This is a genomic window from Neisseria animaloris, from assembly GCF_900637855.1.
GTDB lineage: Bacteria > Pseudomonadota > Gammaproteobacteria > Burkholderiales > Neisseriaceae > Neisseria > Neisseria animaloris.
The window spans coordinates 793,515-813,026 of record NZ_LR134440.1; the positions used below are offsets into that span (position 1 = coordinate 793,515).

Below are 19,512 nucleotides of genomic sequence, written 5' to 3' on the forward strand. Positions count from 1 at the left end.
GGCGGAAGCCATTTGTATACTGAGGAATCAATTGCATTTTACAATTTGTTTCATTACCAAATAATCGGAAGGTAATGGCTGATTGTTATGATAGAACGTTTCTTTTTGATATTTTAATTCATCATCTGCTTCATACTGATAGCCGTTGGGACATAGCTTCTTGGCTTTTTTATCGATCAAGTTTTTCAATGTTTGCTTACTGGCAAATATGTTTCCTGAAGACTCCAATTGATAGCGGTTTCCTCCTAAATGCTCTGAACGCGCCAGAAACATTTGTGCGCAAGCGGCAAGAAAAGAAGAGGTAGCGAATATCAAAGCCATTTTTTTCATCATCATTATTTATTTCGCCAACATGGTTGTTTTTAAGCCAGAGGCCGTCTGAAAACTTTTCAGACGGCCTTCTACTGTTTGTTATTTACCGCGCATCAACTCAAAGAAATCGTTGTTGTCTTTGGAATCTTTGAGCTTGCCCACCAAAAACTCGGTGGCTTCGATTTCGTCCATCGGATGCAGGAATTTACGCAGCAGCCACATGCGTTGGAGCTGGTCGTTCGGCACCAGCAACTCTTCGCGGCGCGTGCCGGATTTGTTGATGTTGATGGCGGGGAACAGGCGTTTTTCGGCCATGCGGCGGTCGAGGTGCAGTTCCATATTGCCGGTGCCTTTAAATTCTTCGTAAATCACATCGTCCATACGGCTGCCGGTTTCTACCAAAGCAGTGGCGATAATGGTAAGCGAACCACCCTCTTCCACATTCCGTGCAGCACCGAAAAATCGTTTCGGACGGTGCAGCGCATTGGCATCGACACCGCCGGTCAGGATTTTGCCGGAAGCCGGCACCACGGTATTGTAAGCGCGCGCCAAACGGGTAATCGAATCGAGCAGAATCACCACGTCTTTTTTATGCTCAACCATGCGTTTGGCTTTTTCCAACACCATTTCAGCAACCTGCACATGGCGGGTGGCCGGTTCGTCAAATGTGGACGATACCACTTCACCACGCACGCTGCGCGACATTTCAGTTACTTCTTCGGGACGTTCGTCAATCAGCAAAACAATCAGTTCGACTTCGGGATAGTTGGCGGTAACGGCATGAGCGATGTTTTGCAGCATCACGGTTTTACCCGTTTTCGGCGGAGCGACAAGCAAAGCGCGCTGACCGCGGCCGATGGGGGAAACTAAATCAATGGCGCGGCTGGTGATGTTTTCTTCGGCTTTGATGTCGCGCTCGAGTTTGAGTTGTTTGGTGGGGAAAAGCGGAGTGAGGTTTTCAAAGAGGATTTTGTGTTTGCAAACTTCCGGATTATCACCGTTGATGCTGTCCAAACGCACGAGAGCAAAATAGCGTTCGTTGTCCTTGGGTACGCGCACGCTGCCTTCGATGGTGTCGCCGGTGTGCAGGTTGAAGCGGCGGATTTGGCTGGGTGAAACATAAATATCGTCAGGACCGGCCAGATAAGAAGTATCGGCACTGCGTAAGAAACCGAAGCCGTCGGGCAAAATTTCCAATGTGCCGGAGCAAGTGAAGGATTCGCCCTGCTTCATCAGTTGGCGCACAATGGCAAATACTAGGTCTTGTTTGCGCAGACGGTTGGCATTTTCAATGCCATGTTGTTCTGCCATTTCCAAAAGTTTGGAAATGTGCTGGGTTTGTAGTTCAGAAACATGCATGATAGATAATAAATTGATATGTGGTGGTTGATTTGGATCACGGCGGTAAAGGCCGTCTGAAAATATCCTGAAAGTAAAAGATAACGGATATTGGAAATGGTTTTGCCGGATGGCAGTTTGAACGACAAGGTGCTTGTCGGAAAGGAATTGTATGGAGTCGTACAAATAGTGTCAAATGTATTCGATAAAAGGTGTCAAACCGCTCCTAACTGTTTACAGAGACCGCCTGAAAAATATTTCCGTTTTTTCAGACGGCCTTGAAACGTTCACAATAACAAATGCTTACGCTTTAGCCTGCCAAGTATCCTTCAAAGTAACCGTGCGGTTGAATACCGGCTTTTCTTTGCTGTGGTCGTAGCGGTCGGTAACGAAGTAACCTAAGCGTTCAAATTGCCAGCGGCTTTCATGATCCAGGGTGTTGACCACCGGCTCGGCGTAAGCGGTGATTTCTTTCATAGATTCGGGGTTCAGGAAATCGGTAAACGGCAGGTATTCGCCGTCTCCGCCGCGAACGGCATCGGGGCGCGGCTCGGTAAACAGGCGGTCGTACAGGCGCACTTGCACCGGCACGGCATGTTCGGCAGAAAGCCAGTGGATCACGCCTTTTACTTTGCGGCCTTCAGGCTTTTTACCCAAAGTATCGTGGTCGATACTGCATTTGAGTTCGATGACGTTGCCGTTTTCGTCTTTCACCACTTCGTCGCACTTAATCACATAGCTGTAACGCAGGCGCACTTCGCCGCCTAAAGTCAAACGCTGCCAGCCTTTAGGCGGATTTTCGCTGAAATCGTCGGCTTCGATATACAGGGTTTGGCTGATGGGCACTTCGCGCTCGCCCATTTCTTCGTGGTGCGGATGGTAAGGTGCGCTGCGGCTTTGGGTTTTGCCGGCTTCAAAATTGGTGAGCGTTACCTTAATCGGGTTTAACACGGCCATCAAACGCGGTGCGGAATTTTCCAGTTCTTCGCGAATTGCACCTTCGAGTACGCTCATGTCGACCACGTTTTCAGATTTGGAAATGCCGACGCGCTTGGCAAACAGACGCAAGCCTTCAGGCGTGTAACCGCGGCGGCGCATGCCGGAGATGGTGGGCATACGCGGGTCGTTCCAGCCTGCAACGTGGCCGTCTGAAACGAGCTGGTTCAGTTTGCGTTTGGATGTGATGGAATACAGCAGCTCCAAGCGTGAAAACTCGTATTGGCGCGGGTGGTTGTCGATAGGGATATTGTCGAGCACCCAGTCATACAGCGGGCGGTGGGCTTCAAATTCGAGCGTACACAGCGAATGGGTGATTTTTTCGATGGCATCGGAAATGGCGTGGGTGTAGTCATACATGGGGTAAATGCACCACTTGTCGCCGGTGTTGTGGTGATGCGCGCGGCGGATGCGGTAAATTACCGGATCGCGGAGGTTTACGTTGCCCGCGGCCATGTCGATTTTCAGGCGCAGGGTTTTGCTGCCGTCGGGGAATTCGCCGTTTTTCATGCGCATGAACAAATCGAGGTTTTCTTCGACGCTGCGGTCGCGGTAGGGGCTGTTTTTGCCCGGTTCGGTAAGCGTGCCGCGGTATTCGCGCATTTCTTCGGCGGTTAGGTCGTCCACATAGGCTTTGCCGTCTTTAATCAGGCCGACGGCGTAATCGAACAGTTGGTCGAAATAGTCGGAAGCATAACGCGGCTCGCCCGCCCATTTGAAGCCCAGCCATTCTACGTCTTCTTTAATCGAATCAACGTATTCCTGATTTTCTTTTTCAGGGTTGGTGTCGTCGAAACGCAGGTTGCACAGGCCGTCGTAAACATAAGCCAAACCGAAGTTCAAGCAAATGGATTTGGCGTGGCCGATGTGCAGATAGCCGTTCGGCTCGGGCGGGAAACGGGTTTGGATGGCACTATGTTTGCCGCTTTTGAGGTCTTCATCGATGATGGTGCGGATAAAGTGGTTATCGGCAAATTGGTCTTTGTTCATCATAGGGATAGATTCGTTTCGTTATGTGGTTTGTTTTCAGACGGCCTGAATGTTCTCAAAGGCCGTCTGAAAAAGTTTGAAAGGTGCTGCGTATTGTACATTAAATTGCCGCTTGCGTTTCAAACACAAAGGCCGCCCTTTTCAGACGGCCTCGGAGAGTAGAATCTATATTTAATTGGAAATATAGGGTTTAGTTTCAGACAAGCAGGGATACAGGCGGTTCATTTCTTCCTGCCACTCTTTCAAACCGGCTATACACGGCAGGCTTGCTACTTCGGTGATGTGGTTTAAGAACAAGACAAATTCAATCACGCAAGCCGCATTCAATGTTCCGATATTGAGCTGCGTGCCGAACGGCTTCAGCTGCTCTGCTAAAACAGCCAGAGTTTTAGCATTGCGGTCTTTGATCTGTTGGTGCCGCTCGGTCCACCATTCGTTTTCGGGACGGCGCATTTTCTCAGCAATCATCGGCAACGTGTTTTCCATGATGCCTTCCGCCAGAGCATGAATGTTCAATACTTTCCAACGCTCTTCATTTTGCGGGTACAGGCTGCCGTTCTGACCGATCGAATCGAGATATTCGGCAATAACGTTACTGTTGTAGAACCATTCTCCGTCGTCTGCCTGCAAAGCCGGTATACGGCCGAGGGGATTGTCTTGATTATGTGGGGAATTGATGTCGAACGAAGAAGTTACCTGCATCAATTCGATCTTGCCCTCCAAACCGTGATATGCGGCAACTGCACGGACTTTGCGTACATAAGGGCTGGTGGTGGAATACCAAAGTTTCATCATATTTCCTTTCCGTTTACACCGATTGATTTATTGTCAAAAAACGTAGCTGCCACCGTATTACTGAGGTTTGCAGCTTTGGGAGCAATCATTACGACTATGAAACTTAACGTTTGGCGGCTACGTTTTTTGACTATCACTTTAGACGTTTAATGCAGCATTTTCTAACAATAAAAAGGCCGTTTGAAATTTTTCAGACGGCCTTTTTATTGTTTATTCATCATTTATTGTTTATTCATCATCGGTATCGCGTTCTGCTACAAACCATTCTACGCCCGCCGCTTCAAGGCGGTTGCACATGGCTTCGTCGGGCACGCTGTCGGTAAACACCGAATCGAACTCCGTAATATCACCCATCCGCACCAAAGCATTGCGGCCGAATTTACTGTGGTCGAAAGCCAAATAACGCAAGCGGGCATTCTGCATCATGGCCCTCATCACACTGACTTCTTTATAGTCAAAATCCAGCAGCGAACCGTCTTGCTCGACACCGGATGCGCTTAAGACGGCATAATCGACTTTAAACTGATTGATAAAATCAACGGTTGCCACACCGGTAACACCGCCGTCGACCGGACGCACGACTCCAGAGGTAATGATAACCGTGCAGTCGCTACGGCCCGACATAATGGCGGCAACATGAATATTATTGGTAATAACGCGCAAGTTTTTATGGCTTTTCACCAAAGCCATTGCTACGGCTTCGATGGTGGTGCCGATACTCATAAACAGCGACGCATTATCGGGAATATTGGCAGCAACCAAATCGGCAATATGTGCTTTTTCTATTTGCAATTTAGCTTTTTGGCTTTGAAAATCGTCGTCTTCCGAACTGTCACCCAGTGCCGCCCCGCCATGATAACGGCGCAAAATGTTTTCTTCGCAAAGCTGGTTGATATCGCGGCGGATGGTTTGCGGCGTAACATCTAATTCTCGTGCCAATTTCTCAATCGGCATGAAGTTATGTTCTCGTACCAATGCAATGATTTTTTCGTGTCGTAGGATGCGTGGCATGATATTTTCTTCTTCTGTTGGCGATGGTTATGCGTTTGAATTTTGCCAAATTGGCATTTTTCATGCAAGTTACTGTATTTAAAAATTCAAAGCAGAAAAAACCACCATCAGGAACGGGGCAATCACGTTGATGATGAAACCGAAACTGATGGCCAGCGGCACTACCTGCAAACCGCCGGAACTCTGAATAACCGGCAGCGTGAAATCCAAACTGGTCGCACCGCCCGCTCCCACCGCCGCACTCGGATGGCGGCGCATCAGAATAGGAATGAATACCAAAGCGAAAAACTCGCGGGACAAATCGTTCAACAACGCCACACTGCCCCATACCGGCCCGTAGGCTTCGGTCATCACAATACCGGAAAGCGAATACCAGCCGAATCCCGAAGCCAGCGCCAATCCCTTGCTCCAAGACACTTGAGGCATCATCGCCGCAAACAGCAGCCCGCCGGCTAACGAAGACAATGTAATCAGCAATGAAGTCTGCACCCCGCGCTTATTAATCAAAACCTGCCGCAAAGTAATCCCGCCGCTGCTCAACTGGATGCCGACCAACAGCACCATCAACATCAAACAGTATGTGCCGGTATGTTCGGGCGGCAGCCAATAAGCATGCATTACTTTACCAAGCACAAAGCCCAACACCACACAGCCCAACTGCCTGACACTGCCTGCAATGCTGATGTGGGCTTTTTTACCGCTGCCTTCGACCTGCCATGGATGGCGGCGGTCAAACCACAGCAACACCCACAAATTCATGCCGATAACGCACACGAACAACAATACTGCAGCGCTGAGAATCATGTCGATTTGTGCGCCCAAGTTTTCTACCCTAGCCAACGACACCCCGATTAAAATCAAAATGATATACACCAGCCAGCCCAAAATTTTATCCACTGCAGGTAAATAGGCTTTGGGGATGCGGATGAAAAAACCGAGAAAAAGCGGAATCAATACCGAAAGTAAAGTAATCAGGCTGTTCATAAAAAAATAATGGTTTTCAGACGGCCTCACCCTACAAGAAGGCCGTCTGAAAGACTTAATATAAACGATAAACCGAATAATCATATCGAACAGCCAACAGCATGCGACAACGCCGGCAAAAACTCAGCAGTTGTCGAAGTTATCCGCCATAAAAATTATTCGAGCTTATCAACTGTTTAAATAATTGGAAAAGTAAAGAAACCATTACAGATTATAACTGATTTGGCAGTAAAACCAGATAAGCATAAAACCATCTTTTTTTCTACTTTTAAAAATGCACACCATTGGAAAATGTTATGCTATATCAAAATAAAACACAAAATAAACAATAAGTTATTTACAACAAACAACAGCAGACGTATGATATTTACTCCTAAGCGATAACAAGGAGTAAAAAATGAGCCAATGCACCACCCACCCCAATCACGATCACGTACACGGCCCTAACTGTGGGCATACGGCCATCAAACACGGCGATCATGTCGACTATCTGCACGACGGCCACCTGCATCACGAACATAACGGCCACTATGACGAACACTGTTTGGAAGTAAACGAAACCAATCCTGACGGCTGCCATCCCTTACACGACTGTGCAAACCATGTACACGGTCCCGGCTGCGGCCACGAAGCCGTACCGCATGGCGATCATGTAGACTACATCGTAAACGGCCGCCTGCACCATCAACATGGCGACCATTGTGACGACCACGGCCCGGTTGAAGTCGTCAAATAATCGGTTGCTTTATTTAAAAATAAACAGGCCGTCTGAAATTTCAGACGGCCTGTTTACCATTTCAACCTGTTCCGATGGAAAACAAGCTGTTTTCTTATCGGTACTTACTCAACCAAATTTATAGTACCGCGCATTAAAGAGATATGGCCGGGGAACGAGCAGAAGAATTCATATTTGTTACCCGCAGCAAATTTGCTGACATCTACTTTAACAGTGTCTTCTTCACCGCCACCGATCAATTTGGTATGGGCAATCACACGCTCATCGCCGGCTTTCAGGAAACCACCGTCAGGGCCGACACTCGCACCGTCTTTAGCCACATCGTCCACATCTTCGGTTTTGGCAATCACAATATTGTGACCCATCGCCGCTTTCGGCAATTTACCCACATGTTTTAAGGTAATGCTGAATTCCTGACATGTTTTGCTGATGTTGATTTCAGACATGTTGTATTTCATTGCATCGTCGGAATCGACCACCACGGCGCATTTCTCATCAGCTGCCGCAACAGGAGCTGCTTCAGAAGCAGCAGGCGCTTCCGGTGCAGCTTCAGGCGCAGCCTCGGACGTGGCAGGAGCCGGGGCCTCAGCAGCAGGTTCGCTTTGAGCAGGTGCAGAAGATTCTTGGGAACAAGCCGCCAAACTGAGAACAGCGGCAGAAATCAGAGCTAAATAAACTTTCATACAATACTCCTGTGTGGGTTAAATTACGGGGCTTCTCTATTGCCATTCGCCCCTGATGAAATGCTAAAACAATGATATATTGCCATAATAAGGCATAAAATTGCCGGAAAAGTTACCGTCAACCGCCTATATTTATTACCCTTATCAATTAAGATTTGAGTTAAATCAAATTAACAACCAAAGAAACCCGACTGATCTAAAACCTTCACTGCTTATCCCCGCCACGAAAAAACCTCAAACACACAAAGGCAAAAATAAGATAACCGGCCTGCCGTATGCTTTACATTTTTTACAATTTACCGTGTTTCTTAGCCAAATTGTGCAAAGCTTCCGCTAATTTAGGATGATGTTCCAACTGCTCGGCAGATTCCAAAAACCTTGCTGCCGCTGCACTACTCAACTGCAAACTATTAACGCGCACTTTCACCGGCTGTTTCGGCACCACCTTAATACGCACATCGGTAATATCACTTTTAAGGTTTTGAATTTGCGGCAGCAAGCTGGGCACAATCATACGCAAACGCGAAGAAGCCATATTGTTCGCTGCCAAAATAATCAAGCAACCGTCTTCGATACAGGCCACTTGAAAATACGCCCGTAGATTAGCGGGCATAATCTGTTTGAGCCGGGTATCCAGCCTACGCCATTGTTGCGACTGTTGCAACAGGTTTAGCAAACGGCTGTCTTTCTTACCCAAATGCAGCAAATCCATTTTCAGACGGCCTCCTGTATGATTTTCGTTGGTAAATAATATTGAAATCTGGCAAAGCCGCCGCTATTTCAGACGGCATTGTAACTTTACTAAACGGCTTGTGTTAAAATTCGGGCTTAAATTTGCCCACTATTTCTATCTCAAGGCGCAGGAAAAATTCATGCTTACCAACTTAGCCAAAAAAGTCTTCGGCAGCCGGAACGACCGACTGCTCAAACAATACCGTAAAACCGTTGCGAAAATCAATGCGCGCGAAACCGAAATGCAGGCTTTGAGCGACGAAGCCCTCCAAGCAAAAACTGCCGAATTCAAAGAACGCCTCGCCAAAGGCGAAACCTTAGACGACATTCTCGAAGAAGCCTTTGCCGTCTGCCGCGAAGCCAGCCGCCGTGTATTGGGTATGCGCCATTTCGACGTACAACTTATCGGCGGTATGGTACTGCATAACGGCAAAATCGCCGAGATGCGCACGGGCGAAGGTAAAACGCTCGTAGCCACCCTCGCCGTTTACCTGAATGCCCTCAACGGCAAAGGCGTGCATGTCGTTACCGTCAACGATTACCTTGCCGCTCGCGACGCAGGCATCATGGAACCGCTTTATAACTTCTTGGGCTTGACTGTCGGTGTCATCATCAGCGACATGCAGCCTTTCTTCCGGCAAACCGCCTACAATGCCGACATTACCTATGGCACCAACAACGAATTCGGTTTCGACTACTTGCGCGACAATATGGTTACCGACCAATACGACAAAGTACAGCGTGATTTGGCCTTTGCCGTAGTCGATGAAGTCGACTCGATTTTGATCGACGAAGCACGTACCCCGTTGATTATTTCAGGGCAAGCCGATGACAACGTGCAACTTTACCAAACCATGGACAAAGTACCCTTGCGCCTAAGCCGTCAAGAAACCGAAGAAGGCGAAGGTGATTATTGGGTGGATGAAAAAGGCCACACCGTTATCTTGAGCGAAGCAGGGCACGAGCATGCCGAAGATATTCTGGCTGAAATGGGGTTACTGCAGGAAGGCGATTCCCTCTATTCAGCCGCCAATATCATGCTGATGCACCATTTGATGGCTGCCCTGCGTGCGCATACCCTGTTCCATAAAGACCAGCATTATGTGATTCAAGACGGCGAAGTCGTGATTGTGGACGAATTCACTGGCCGTCTGATGTCCGGCCGCCGTTGGTCCGAAGGTCTCCATCAGGCCATAGAAGCCAAAGAAGGGGTGGAAATCAAACGCGAAAACCAAACACTGGCTTCAATCACGTTCCAAAACTATTTCCGCCTGTATGAAAAACTCTCCGGCATGACCGGTACGGCAGACACCGAAGCCTTCGAGTTCCAAAGCATTTACGGCTTGGAAACGGTAATCATCCCGACCAACCGTCCGATGCAGCGCAAAGATTTCAACGACCAAATTTTCCGTACTGCCGAAGAAAAATACGAAGCCGTTATCAACGATATCCAAGCCTGCTTCGATAAGGGCCAACCCGTGCTTGTCGGTACCACCAGCATTGAAAACTCTGAGTTGGTTTCCGAGCTGCTTACCAAAGCCGGTTTGCCGCACAACGTACTGAATGCCAAAGAACATGAACGCGAAGCCTTAATCGTGGCCCAAGCCGGCAAACCCGGCATGATTACCGTGGCTACCAACATGGCAGGCCGTGGTACCGACATCGTGTTGGGCGGTAACGTCAAACATCAAAGCGATGCCATCCGTGCCGATGAAAACCTGAGCGACGAAGAAAAGCAAATCCGCATCACCAAACTGGAAAACGGCTGGGAAGCCGATCACAAAAAAGTGTTGGCCGCAGGCGGTCTGCATATTATCGGTACCGAACGCCACGAAAGCCGACGCATCGACAACCAATTGCGCGGCCGTGCCGGTCGTCAAGGCGACCCCGGTTCCAGCCGTTTCTACCTCTCGTTTGAAGACCCGCTATTACGCCTCTTCGCACTCGATCGTGCCGCAGCCATTCTTAACCGTCTTGCTCCCGAACGCGGCGTAGCCATCGAACACAGCATGCTTACCCGCCAAATCGAAGGCGCACAGCGCAAAGTGGAAGGCCGCAACTTTGATATGCGGAAACAAGTATTGGAGTATGACGACGTTGCCAATGACCAACGTAAAGTTATCTACTACTACCGCAACACCATTTTAACCAATCAAAATGTGAGCGAACTGGCAAAAGAAATCCGCGAAGAAGTTATCAGCAACTTGGTCGACATGCACATGCCGCCCGACAGCATGGAAGAGCAATGGGATATCCCTGCGCTGGAAGCCCAGCTTGCAGGTGATTTCCGTTTACAGGCCGATATCCAAGGCTGGTTGAAAGCCAACAATACTTTGGATAATCAAGACATCAAAGAGCGTTTGCTTGCCCAAGTGGAAAAAGAATACGCCGAAAAAACAGAAATCGTCGGCCAACAGATGATGCGCGATTTTGAACGCAACGTGATGCTTCAGGTTATCGATAACAACTGGCGCGAACACCTTTCTGCCATGGATCATTTGCGCCAAGGTATCCATCTACGCAGTTATGCTCAGAAAAATCCCAAACAGGAATACAAACGCGAAGCCTTTATCATGTTTGAACACCTGTGGAACGGCATCAAGCAGAACGTTGCTTCCCTGCTCGTCGCCGTACAGATTGAGCATGGTGATGACATCGTTGCTGAGAACGAGCCCCAAGAACCTACCAATGTACAGGCTGTCCATTCTGGTGCGCCGGCTATGGAAGATATATTGGGCGAATCGCGTGATGATTTGGCTACCGAGGCTTTCGATCCTACCGGCAATGATTTCAGCCCGGAAGTATTGGCTGAACAAGGCCGCGTTGTGCACCGCAACGATTTGTGCCCATGCGGCAGCGGTTTGAAATACAAACATTGCCACGGCAAATTAAGCTGATTTCAGACGGCCTCCAAGCCATAAAAAAGCCCTTGCTACCAAGCAGGGCTTTTTTATACGATTAATAGCAGTTTATAGGATAACCGGCCGCATCATGATTGCAGTACCGCCCTTCATTTCCATTCCAACGGTAACCGCTGCCGACACCGTTTTGCCTTGCAATTCTGTGTTCGACTATGATTCTTTGTGGCGTTGCAGCAATGCGTTCTTGCGATTCATTAAATTCACGTGCATAACGTAGATGTTGTTGCTCACGTTTCAATTCGTACAATCTCTCCAAATGATCACATGACGGCGTACCGTAACGATCACGCGATATACTGCTTTTTTCATGTTTACAGGATCGTTCTACCCGTTCCAACTCAAACGGATCAACTGCGAATGATAATGTCGAAGCAAACAGCAAAATCACCAATGCAAATTTTTTCATTTCCCTCCCCTCTTCGGAATATGGGCAACCACCTTAAAATGACAATGGTTTTTATTATAAACAAATAAATTCTTTTGGCTATCCCGATAAAATAAAAAAATGATTCGTATTTAAGTTCTATATAGACCTATATATTTTCAGACGGCCTTTTTAACCAATAACACACCGCTTTCAATATGGTGCGTAAAGGGAAATTGGTCAAACAATGCCATACGGCGGATTTCATGCGTTCGGCAGAGCGTATCGAGGTTATCGCGTAGGGTTTCGGGATTACACGAAATATAAATCACTCGGTCGAACCGGCTTACCAATTTCAGCGTTTCTTCATCCACACCGGCACGCGGAGGATCGACGAAAATTGTGGAAAACACATAATCAGCCAACACGATGCCTTGTTCCTGAAGGCGGCGGAATTCTCGGCCTCCGATATAGGCTTCGGTAAACTCTTCCGCCGACAACCGTGCGATTTTTATATTGTCAGCCTGATTTGCCTCCATATTCCATAACGCAGCATTAACCGATGTTTTGGAAACTTCGGTTGCCAACACCCGTCGGAAATATTGCGCTAAAGGCAAAGTAAAGTTACCGTTGCCGCAATAAAGTTCCAACATATCGCCGCTCGAACCTTGCGCCGCACCGCATGCCCACTCCAGCATTTTTTCACATACTTTTGCATTTGGCTGGGTAAAGCTGCCTTCGATTTGACGGTAAACAAAATCACGGTCGCCCACATGCAGCTTCTCGGTAACAAAATCTCGGCAAAGTACGATTTTCTGCCCTTTGCTACGACCGATAATGCGGATATTCAACTCCTTTTGCAGATTTTCCGCCGCTGCTTTCCACTCATCATCCAATTTTTTATGGTAAATCATGGTAACCAGCATTTCGCCGCTCAAAGTAGCCAGAAATTCCACCTGATACCAACGGTTTTTCAACACCGGCCGGTTGTTTACTGCTTCGATCAGTTTCGGCATTAATTCGTTGATGGAAGTATAGGCAGGCGGGAAGCGGTCGCAACGCACTAAAGAGGCTCCGCTTGCTTTTTGACCCCGCTCGAACATGGCGTAAAAAATCTCTTCGCCTTCATGCCACACTCGAAACTCGGCACGCATGCGGTAATGTTGTTCCGGCGACTCGAAGACCTCCAATTCCGGCGTATTGAGATGCCCAAACAAAGTATTGATGTAATTTATTTTTTCGTTTAACTGTCGGCGATAAGCAGGGCTTTTCATGGCATTGTCCGTGTTGCTTCAAATCGGGCAGATTATAGCGGATAAAGAAAAGGCCGTCTGAAAACAAACTTTCAGACGGCCTCTTAAAATAACACCGGCTTTATTGGCGTTGCGCATCCACGGCGGCCAGAGCCACCATATTAACGATACGGCGCACAGTTGAAATCGGTGTGATGATATGAACGGGCTTATTCAAGCCTACCAAAATCGGGCCGATGGTAATGGCGTTCGGGGACGAAACGCGTAACAGGTTGTAGCTGATGTTGGCGGCTTCAACGTTGGGCATAACCAGCAGATTGGCCGAACCTTTGAGCGAGGTTTCGGGGAAAATCTGTTTACGCATGCCTTCATCCATTGCCACGTCGCCCTGCATTTCGCCGTCGATTTCCAAATCGGGTTTCTGGGCCTGAATGATTCTGAGGGCTTCCTGCATTTTTCTGCTTTCCGGCTTATCGATAGTGCCGTAATTGGAGTTGGAAAGCAGCGCCACTTTCGGGGTGATGCCGAAACGCTGCATTTCTTTGGCACACATCAATGTGCCCTGTGCCAACTGTTCGGCCGTCGGGTTGGCGTTAACGTAGGTATCGGCGATGAAGAAGTTATTATTGTTGATAATCAAGGCATTCATAGCGAAAGCGTAATGATCGGCATTGTTGTAACCGATCACTTCCTCCATGATTTTGAAATGGTCGCGGTAACGGCCTACCGTGCCGCACACCAATGCGTCGGCATGCCCCAAACGCACCATCAGCGCTCCTATCAATGTAGTGTTGGCCAACATGCGGCGGCGTGCCATTTCTTCAGTAACGCCTTGGCGCTTAAGCAGGTTGTAATATTCTTTCCACGATTCTTCATAATGCGGGTTGTTTTCATTGTCGATAAGCTCGAAATCCTTGCCCGCCTGAATGGTTAAACCCAACTGCTGCAAACGGCTTTCAATTACCGTCGTGCGGCCCACTAAAACGGGGAAAGCCAGTTTTTGCGAGGCAATCTGTTGCGCCGCATGCAGCACGCGCTCGTCTTCACCCTCGGCCAACACCACGCGTTTCACGTCTTTTTTCGCCTGTGTGAACACCGGTTTCATGAACAAGCTGGATTTGTAAACAAACTGGTTCAGCTTCTCTACGTAAGCATCCATGTCTTCAATCGGGCGGGAAGCGACACCGGAATCCATCGCCGCTTGGGCAACCGCCGGAGCAATCGTGGCGATCAGGCGCGGGTCGAAAGGTTTGGGAATCAGGTATTCAGGGCCGAAGCTCAACTCCGCATCGCCATATGCACCGGCCACAACATCATTGGATTCAGCCATCGCCAAATCGGCAATCGCACGCACGCACGCGAGTTTCATTTCTTCGTTAATGGTGGTTGCGCCCACATCCAGCGCACCGCGGAAAATAAACGGGAAGCACAATACGTTGTTGACTTGATTGGGGAAGTCGGAACGTCCGGTGCCGATAATCACGTCAGGGCGTGCGGCTTTGGCTTCAGGCGGCCAGATTTCCGGCGTGGGGTTGGCCAATGCCAGTACGATAGGGTCGGCATTCATGGTTTTGAGCATGTCGGGGCTCAAAACGTTGGGACCGGACAAACCGAGGAAAATATCTTTGCCACTCACCGCATCTGCCAATACGCGCTGGCCGTTGTCGGGAATAGCGTAATGTTTTTTCGATTCGTCCATGCGGTCTTTGTCTTCGCGCGTTTGGTAAATCACGCCTTTGGAATCGCAAACGGTAATGTTTTCGCGCTTCATCCCCAAAGCAACCAACAAATTCAAACAGGCGATTGCAGCCGCACCGGCACCGGAACAAACCAAAGTGGCATCGGCGATGTTTTTGTTAATCAGGCGCAAACCGTTTAAGACGGCCGCGGCGGTAATAATCGCCGTGCCGTGCTGGTCGTCGTGGAATACGGGGATATTGCACCGCTCGCGCAGCTTTTGCTCGATGTAGAAACATTCGGGCGCTTTGATGTCTTCGAGATTGATACCGCCGAAAGTCGGTTCCAACGAAGCGATAATGTCGACCAGTTTGTCTGGGTCGGTTTCATTAACTTCGATATCGAATACGTCGATACCGGCGAATTTTTTGAACAATACGCCCTTGCCTTCCATTACTGGCTTGCCTGCCAGCGCACCGATATTACCCAAACCCAACACGGCCGTGCCGTTGGAAATCACGGCAACCAGATTGCCGCGGGCGGTGTATTTGTAAGAGGCCAGAGGATCATTATGGATTTCCATGCAAGGGGCGGCTACGCCCGGGGAATAAGCGAGGGAAAGATCATATTGGGTGGCCAGCGGTTTGGTAGGGGCAACTTGGATTTTGCCGGGATTGGGATATTCGTGGAAGTGTAAGGCGGCTTCTTTAATTAAATCATCCATGTTGATTCGTCCTGACGGTTTGTTCAGGCCATCTGAAAAGATTTTTTCAGACGGCATTGCGGGAAAATTGTAATGTTATCATGTGTAGTAAACGGCGCATACCGTTATAACGGAAAGCGGGAAATACTGACAGGATTTTTCCGAATCAATATGTTAAGGCCGCATTATCGGAAAATATGGACTTTTATCAAAACAATGGCTCAGATTTCAACCGATATAAAAGAGGCCGTCTGAAAAGATTTTTTCAGACGGCCTCTTTTATATCGGCATCAAGCCTTCAATGCCTCCCTTACTGCACGGTATGCCTGATCAATGGCATCATGCATGTAGGGCAGCCATGCCACATCGCTGTTGGCCATAAATATGTTACCCAAAGGCTCCTGCATTCTCTCGGTAATTCTTTCCGCGCGGTTTTCAGAATCCCACAGGCCCACCCGCTCGTAGCTGTAACCGTGGGCCCAACGGTTGATAGTTACGCCTGCGAGAACTTCGTCCAGATTTTCACCTGCCACTGCATACATATTGCGTAGTTGCTCCAACATCTCCTGCTTGAGTGACTCGTAACTTTGGCGGAGCAGCTTACGTCGGCCGTTGCGGTACATCTCGCGGGCATCTTTACCCTGCATATCGGTAACAACACGCACCATATGCACAATAATCGGTTCGTCGGGAGTCTGCGGGCAGCGGTAATCACCCATACTCACGGGATCGTCAAGCTGGATCAGGCAATACGGTGCATCCGGAGCATAAACTGCATATACACCGAGTTTTTGGAAAGCGTGGGCGTTTTTCACCAACACCTTGCCGTAAAGAATCGGCACCTTGACATTGCTCAACATGGCTTCGCTCTGTGTTTGCCGTAATTGCGGCATGATGCGTGCGGCCAGTGCGCTGTGGCCGGCAAAAATACATTGCTTGGCTTGAACCTGCTTCAAATCAGCATCACCTTGGGGCAGATAGGCCACGGCCACACCTTCGGCATTGTTTTCAACCATCAATGCTGTTGACTTGAGGCGGATGCGGACATTGTTTTCCGGCAAATCGAGTTTGCTGTAATCGAATTTGGCCGACACAATGTCTTCCATACTGTTGCCCGGGGCAATAGCCGGAATCATCTTACGCACGAGCAAGCGTGCCACCGAGGCATTGCCGTCGGGGAAATGATAGATATATGGTTCTTCTTCATCCTCTTCTTCGGGGAGACGGAGGTTTTGCACGCCCGGATAGCCTCCTCTTAAAGCCTCGCTTACCGAAACGGCGTTAATCGCATGGCCCCAGTATTCGGAACTGATATTGAGCAAGTATCTCAATGCGGTTTCAGGCAATTTGACGGTATTTTTCAGAAAATCATAATAGCTGGTATTTTCAGCATATTCTTCACGCTGGCTTTTACTTTTGCCTTTCAAATAGTCGTCAGGATCAGTATAGAGCTTGATTAAAGCCTGTTTATCGGCTTCAGGCAACGGAAAATTCTGAATGATTTCGGCTGCGCTTTCTTCACCCGTTTCCGGCTCGCCGCGCACTACGGCATCTTTTCCAAAGGCCGTTTTGTTGAAGAACACGCCTTTTTCCAAATTCCATTTCTTTTCGTACAAATCTTGTTGGAAATATTTTTCAAACTTGGTGTAATCCACACCCAAATCTTTCATCAGTGCGTTAACGTCGTCTGAAAAATTAGCTTTGGGAGAATCAAATGACTCACTGCCCGCGTAGGAAACCAGCGTCTTGCCGTCGATGGTAAATTCGTTACGTTGGGCATGGCCGCCGAAATCTTCGTGGTTGTCCAAAATCAGGATTTTGGCTTGCGGACGTTGCTTCTGGTAGAGATAAGCGGCCGACAAACCGCTAATGCCGGCACCGATTACTACCAAATCATATTGCTCTTCGGCCTTACCCGGCAGTGTGAACTTGCCACCGGCCAATGCAACACTGTGTGCCGCATTTTGAACACCCTCCGTATCGCCGCGCAAACCGAGCAAAGCGGGAGGATAGTAAATGCTTTTCAGAGTAGCGTTTTTTACTTGGTCTGCCGGAGAAACGGTGCGGTAGATTTTTTCGCAACCGCCCAGCACAAACGAACCGGCCAAAGCGGCCGTTCCGCCTAAAAAAGTGCGGCGGGAAAATTTACGTTTCATTTGAAATACTTTCGGGTTCAATTTTTGTAAACGCACAATTCTAACAAGTTCCCATCTTTTACACAAAATTGAATTTCTTTACCCTTGTCATATTATTTCAAAACCATATGACAAACCTTCTAAAAAATCCCTTATAAATATCTTTAAAAAATAATATGTTATAAAAATAATCAGCATTTCACTCATATTAACAAATATATAACCCCAATCAACTCTATGATATTTTTTCAAGTAATTAAAAGGCCGTCTGAAAAATTTTTCAGGCGGCCTTTTGACAATTTTGCATCACTTGCTACAAAAGCGGGCTCATCAGTCTGACGGTATTTTCCACCAGCCCCCACCATTTTGACCGCTGCTGCCAGCCTTTAACTGTGATATAGCTGCTGTCGGCCAGATATTGCTTTTGCAAATCAATCACTTGGCAAGTAATACTTTTATCGTAAATTGCCAAGCTGATTTCCAGATTTAAAAAGAAACTGCGCATATCCATATTCACGGTGCCGAACAGCGTATAACCATCGTCTATTACCATGGTTTTGGCATGCAGCAGCCCACCGCCGAACAAAGCGATTTTTACTCCTGCTTTAAGCAGCATGGGATAGTAAGCTTGCGAAGCATAGCGCACCATCAGCGAATCGACTTTGGCCGGCAAAATCAAGGTTACTTCCACACCGCGTTTGGCTGCGGTGGTCAATGCCGTCAGCAAAGGTTCGTCGGGCACGAAATACGGCGTGGTAATCATGATTTTCCGTGTGGCCGAATAAACCGCGCTGAGTATGGTTTCGTAAATCACCCGGTTTACTTGGTCGGGCGCGGAAGGAATCACTTGGGCCACAATATTACCTGCGCGCATTTTTTCAGGCAGCATGGCAGGAATCAGCTCGTTGAGTCCGCGCAAATATTGCTGTACTTCGGTTAAGTTTTGATCGTCTTCCACAGCCACGTCCGCATAGAACACCGCAGTCATTTCCAACACCAGCGGCCCGGAACAACGCATCATCACATCCACCCATTCGCCCACGCCCGAACCTTGCTTGAAAAAGCGCGGGTCTACCAAGTTGTAGCTGCCGGTATAACCGATTTTTTTATCTATAATCAGCATTTTGCGGTGATTTCGCAAATCGCTGCGGGTAAATAGGGTTTTCAACAGCCCCACCGGTAAGGCTGCATGCACTTCCACGCCGAAACTGCGTAACTTCTTCACCCAGCTGCTGTTGAAAAAATTATGGCTGCCGACGGCATCGGCAAGAATAACGCAGTCCACTCCGCGTTGTGCTGCCTGAATCACTGCATCCAAAAGAGTTTCAATTCGGCCCTGAGGTTCGATAATGTAAAATGCCAACAAACATGACTGCCGTGCCGATTCAATATCCGCAAGCATGGCATCGACGATTTCGTCGGTGGTCGAAAGCAGCGTCACGGCATTGCTTTTGGTCGGCCCCATACCGGTGGTATCGGCGGCAACTTTGGCAATCCCCCGATAACGCGGGCGCATTTCGTCGGTAATATCCAAGTCGATATCCGCCATATAAAGCTCGATAAACTCGCTGTAAAAACGGTTCATTTCTGCCGTGCGTTTGGCCCTCGCCGTTCCAAGTCGCGGCTCTCCTACCATCAAATAAGCGGCCACACCGAAAAGCGGGAAAACAAACAGAATAATCAACCATGCAAATGCCGCGCCGGTATTGCGCTGTTTGTAAAGCACCCGCCCCGCACAAACCAAGGCGGCGGCGGTGTGCAGGTAAATAAGAATCTGACCCCACGGAATTTCAATATTCATAAGCATGCAAGATATTTTCAGACGGCCTAAATTATAGAAGTAATCATCATTAAGGTATAAAAGGCCGTCTGAAAGTTCCTT

General features: G+C 48.5%; 15 protein-coding genes. 2 read left to right on the plus strand and 13 right to left on the minus strand.

Annotation, left to right across the window (positions count from 1 at the left end; genetic code table 11):
* Positions 1–27: 27 nt before the first annotated feature.
* From EL216_RS03755 to EL216_RS03780, 6 genes are all read right to left on the minus strand, one after another.
* On the minus strand, positions 28–336 hold the full coding sequence (locus tag EL216_RS03755) for a hypothetical protein (RefSeq protein ID WP_126300835.1): 309 nt from the start codon (positions 334–336) through the stop codon (positions 28–30).
* 75 nt (positions 337–411) lie between these two features.
* Positions 412–1,671 (minus strand): transcription termination factor Rho, encoded by a 1,260-nt coding sequence (gene rho, locus EL216_RS03760; protein ID WP_085389517.1) that lies wholly within the window; start codon positions 1,669–1,671, stop codon positions 412–414.
* A 282-nt stretch (positions 1,672–1,953) separates the two neighbouring features.
* The gene (locus EL216_RS03765) at positions 1,954–3,639 is read right to left on the minus strand and encodes a glutamine--tRNA ligase/YqeY domain fusion protein (RefSeq protein ID WP_085389516.1); all 1,686 of its coding nucleotides are present in this window, start codon (positions 3,637–3,639) and stop codon (positions 1,954–1,956) included.
* Between the two features lie 168 nt (positions 3,640–3,807).
* Complete coding sequence (locus EL216_RS03770) at positions 3,808–4,431, minus strand: glutathione S-transferase (protein WP_232005264.1); 624 nt, start codon at positions 4,429–4,431, stop codon at positions 3,808–3,810.
* Between the two features lie 228 nt (positions 4,432–4,659).
* Positions 4,660–5,442: a DeoR/GlpR family DNA-binding transcription regulator gene (locus EL216_RS03775; protein ID WP_085389515.1), complete on the minus strand. Its 783-nt coding sequence runs from the start codon at positions 5,440–5,442 to the stop codon at positions 4,660–4,662.
* A gap of 78 nt (positions 5,443–5,520) precedes the next feature.
* Positions 5,521–6,426, minus strand: coding sequence for a lysine exporter LysO family protein (locus tag EL216_RS03780; protein ID WP_085389514.1), 906 nt, complete (start codon positions 6,424–6,426; stop codon positions 5,521–5,523).
* A 397-nt stretch (positions 6,427–6,823) separates the two neighbouring features.
* Here EL216_RS03780 and EL216_RS03785 point away from each other — a divergent pair, with 397 nt between their 5' ends.
* Positions 6,824–7,162, plus strand: a complete 339-nt coding sequence (locus EL216_RS03785) for a hypothetical protein (RefSeq protein WP_085389513.1) — start codon at positions 6,824–6,826, stop codon at positions 7,160–7,162.
* Between the two features lie 104 nt (positions 7,163–7,266).
* Here EL216_RS03785 and azu read toward each other — a convergent pair whose 3' ends face one another.
* Positions 7,267–7,845: an azurin gene (gene azu, locus EL216_RS03790; RefSeq protein WP_085389512.1), complete on the minus strand. Its 579-nt coding sequence runs from the start codon at positions 7,843–7,845 to the stop codon at positions 7,267–7,269.
* 289 nt (positions 7,846–8,134) lie between these two features.
* A complete protein-coding gene (locus EL216_RS03795) occupies positions 8,135–8,557 on the minus strand; it encodes a DciA family protein (protein ID WP_085389511.1) in 423 nt (140 codons plus the stop codon).
* A gap of 160 nt (positions 8,558–8,717) precedes the next feature.
* On the opposite strand from EL216_RS03795, the gene secA reads away from it, so the two are divergent.
* Positions 8,718–11,474 (plus strand): preprotein translocase subunit SecA, encoded by a 2,757-nt coding sequence (secA, locus tag EL216_RS03800; RefSeq protein WP_085389599.1) that lies wholly within the window; start codon positions 8,718–8,720, stop codon positions 11,472–11,474.
* A gap of 61 nt (positions 11,475–11,535) precedes the next feature.
* Here secA and EL216_RS03805 read toward each other — a convergent pair whose 3' ends face one another.
* The 5 genes from EL216_RS03805 to cls all read right to left on the minus strand — a co-directional run bounded on the left by EL216_RS03805 (position 11,536) and on the right by cls (position 19,431).
* Positions 11,536–11,904: a hypothetical protein gene (locus EL216_RS03805; protein WP_126300836.1), complete on the minus strand. Its 369-nt coding sequence runs from the start codon at positions 11,902–11,904 to the stop codon at positions 11,536–11,538.
* A gap of 137 nt (positions 11,905–12,041) precedes the next feature.
* Complete coding sequence (gene trmA, locus EL216_RS03810) at positions 12,042–13,136, minus strand: tRNA (uridine(54)-C5)-methyltransferase TrmA (RefSeq protein WP_085389510.1); 1,095 nt, start codon at positions 13,134–13,136, stop codon at positions 12,042–12,044.
* Positions 13,137–13,236: 100 nt separating this feature from the next.
* Entirely contained in the window at positions 13,237–15,516 is a 2,280-nt protein-coding gene (locus tag EL216_RS03815) for an NADP-dependent malic enzyme (protein ID WP_085389509.1), read from the minus strand.
* 269 nt (positions 15,517–15,785) lie between these two features.
* Entirely contained in the window at positions 15,786–17,651 is a 1,866-nt protein-coding gene (locus EL216_RS03820) for an NAD(P)-binding protein (RefSeq protein WP_085389598.1), read from the minus strand.
* 292 nt (positions 17,652–17,943) lie between these two features.
* The gene (cls, locus tag EL216_RS03825; RefSeq protein ID WP_085389508.1) at positions 17,944–19,431 is read right to left on the minus strand and encodes a cardiolipin synthase; all 1,488 of its coding nucleotides are present in this window, start codon (positions 19,429–19,431) and stop codon (positions 17,944–17,946) included.
* Positions 19,432–19,512 lie beyond the last annotated feature (81 nt).

What these genes read in the sequence shown, in the direction of transcription:
- EL216_RS03785 (WP_085389513.1), top strand. Translation starts at nt 6,824, where the DNA reads ATGAGCCAATGCACCACCCACCCCAATCACGATCACGTACACGGCCCT.
- EL216_RS03765 (WP_085389516.1), bottom strand. Translation starts at nt 3,639, where the DNA reads ATGATGAACAAAGACCAATTTGCCGATAACCACTTTATCCGCACCATC.
- EL216_RS03820 (WP_085389598.1), bottom strand. Translation starts at nt 17,651, where the DNA reads ATGAAACGTAAATTTTCCCGCCGCACTTTTTTAGGCGGAACGGCCGCT.
- cls (WP_085389508.1), bottom strand. Translation starts at nt 19,431, where the DNA reads ATGAATATTGAAATTCCGTGGGGTCAGATTCTTATTTACCTGCACACC.
- EL216_RS03815 (WP_085389509.1), bottom strand. Translation starts at nt 15,516, where the DNA reads ATGGATGATTTAATTAAAGAAGCCGCCTTACACTTCCACGAATATCCC.
- secA (WP_085389599.1), top strand. Translation starts at nt 8,718, where the DNA reads ATGCTTACCAACTTAGCCAAAAAAGTCTTCGGCAGCCGGAACGACCGA.
- EL216_RS03770 (WP_232005264.1), bottom strand. Translation starts at nt 4,431, where the DNA reads ATGATGAAACTTTGGTATTCCACCACCAGCCCTTATGTACGCAAAGTC.
- EL216_RS03775 (WP_085389515.1), bottom strand. Translation starts at nt 5,442, where the DNA reads ATGCCACGCATCCTACGACACGAAAAAATCATTGCATTGGTACGAGAA.
- EL216_RS03805 (WP_126300836.1), bottom strand. Translation starts at nt 11,904, where the DNA reads ATGAAAAAATTTGCATTGGTGATTTTGCTGTTTGCTTCGACATTATCA.
- EL216_RS03755 (WP_126300835.1), bottom strand. Translation starts at nt 336, where the DNA reads ATGATGATGAAAAAAATGGCTTTGATATTCGCTACCTCTTCTTTTCTT.
- EL216_RS03795 (WP_085389511.1), bottom strand. Translation starts at nt 8,557, where the DNA reads ATGGATTTGCTGCATTTGGGTAAGAAAGACAGCCGTTTGCTAAACCTG.
- EL216_RS03780 (WP_085389514.1), bottom strand. Translation starts at nt 6,426, where the DNA reads ATGAACAGCCTGATTACTTTACTTTCGGTATTGATTCCGCTTTTTCTC.
- rho (WP_085389517.1), bottom strand. Translation starts at nt 1,671, where the DNA reads ATGCATGTTTCTGAACTACAAACCCAGCACATTTCCAAACTTTTGGAA.
- trmA (WP_085389510.1), bottom strand. Translation starts at nt 13,136, where the DNA reads ATGAAAAGCCCTGCTTATCGCCGACAGTTAAACGAAAAAATAAATTAC.
- azu (WP_085389512.1), bottom strand. Translation starts at nt 7,845, where the DNA reads ATGAAAGTTTATTTAGCTCTGATTTCTGCCGCTGTTCTCAGTTTGGCG.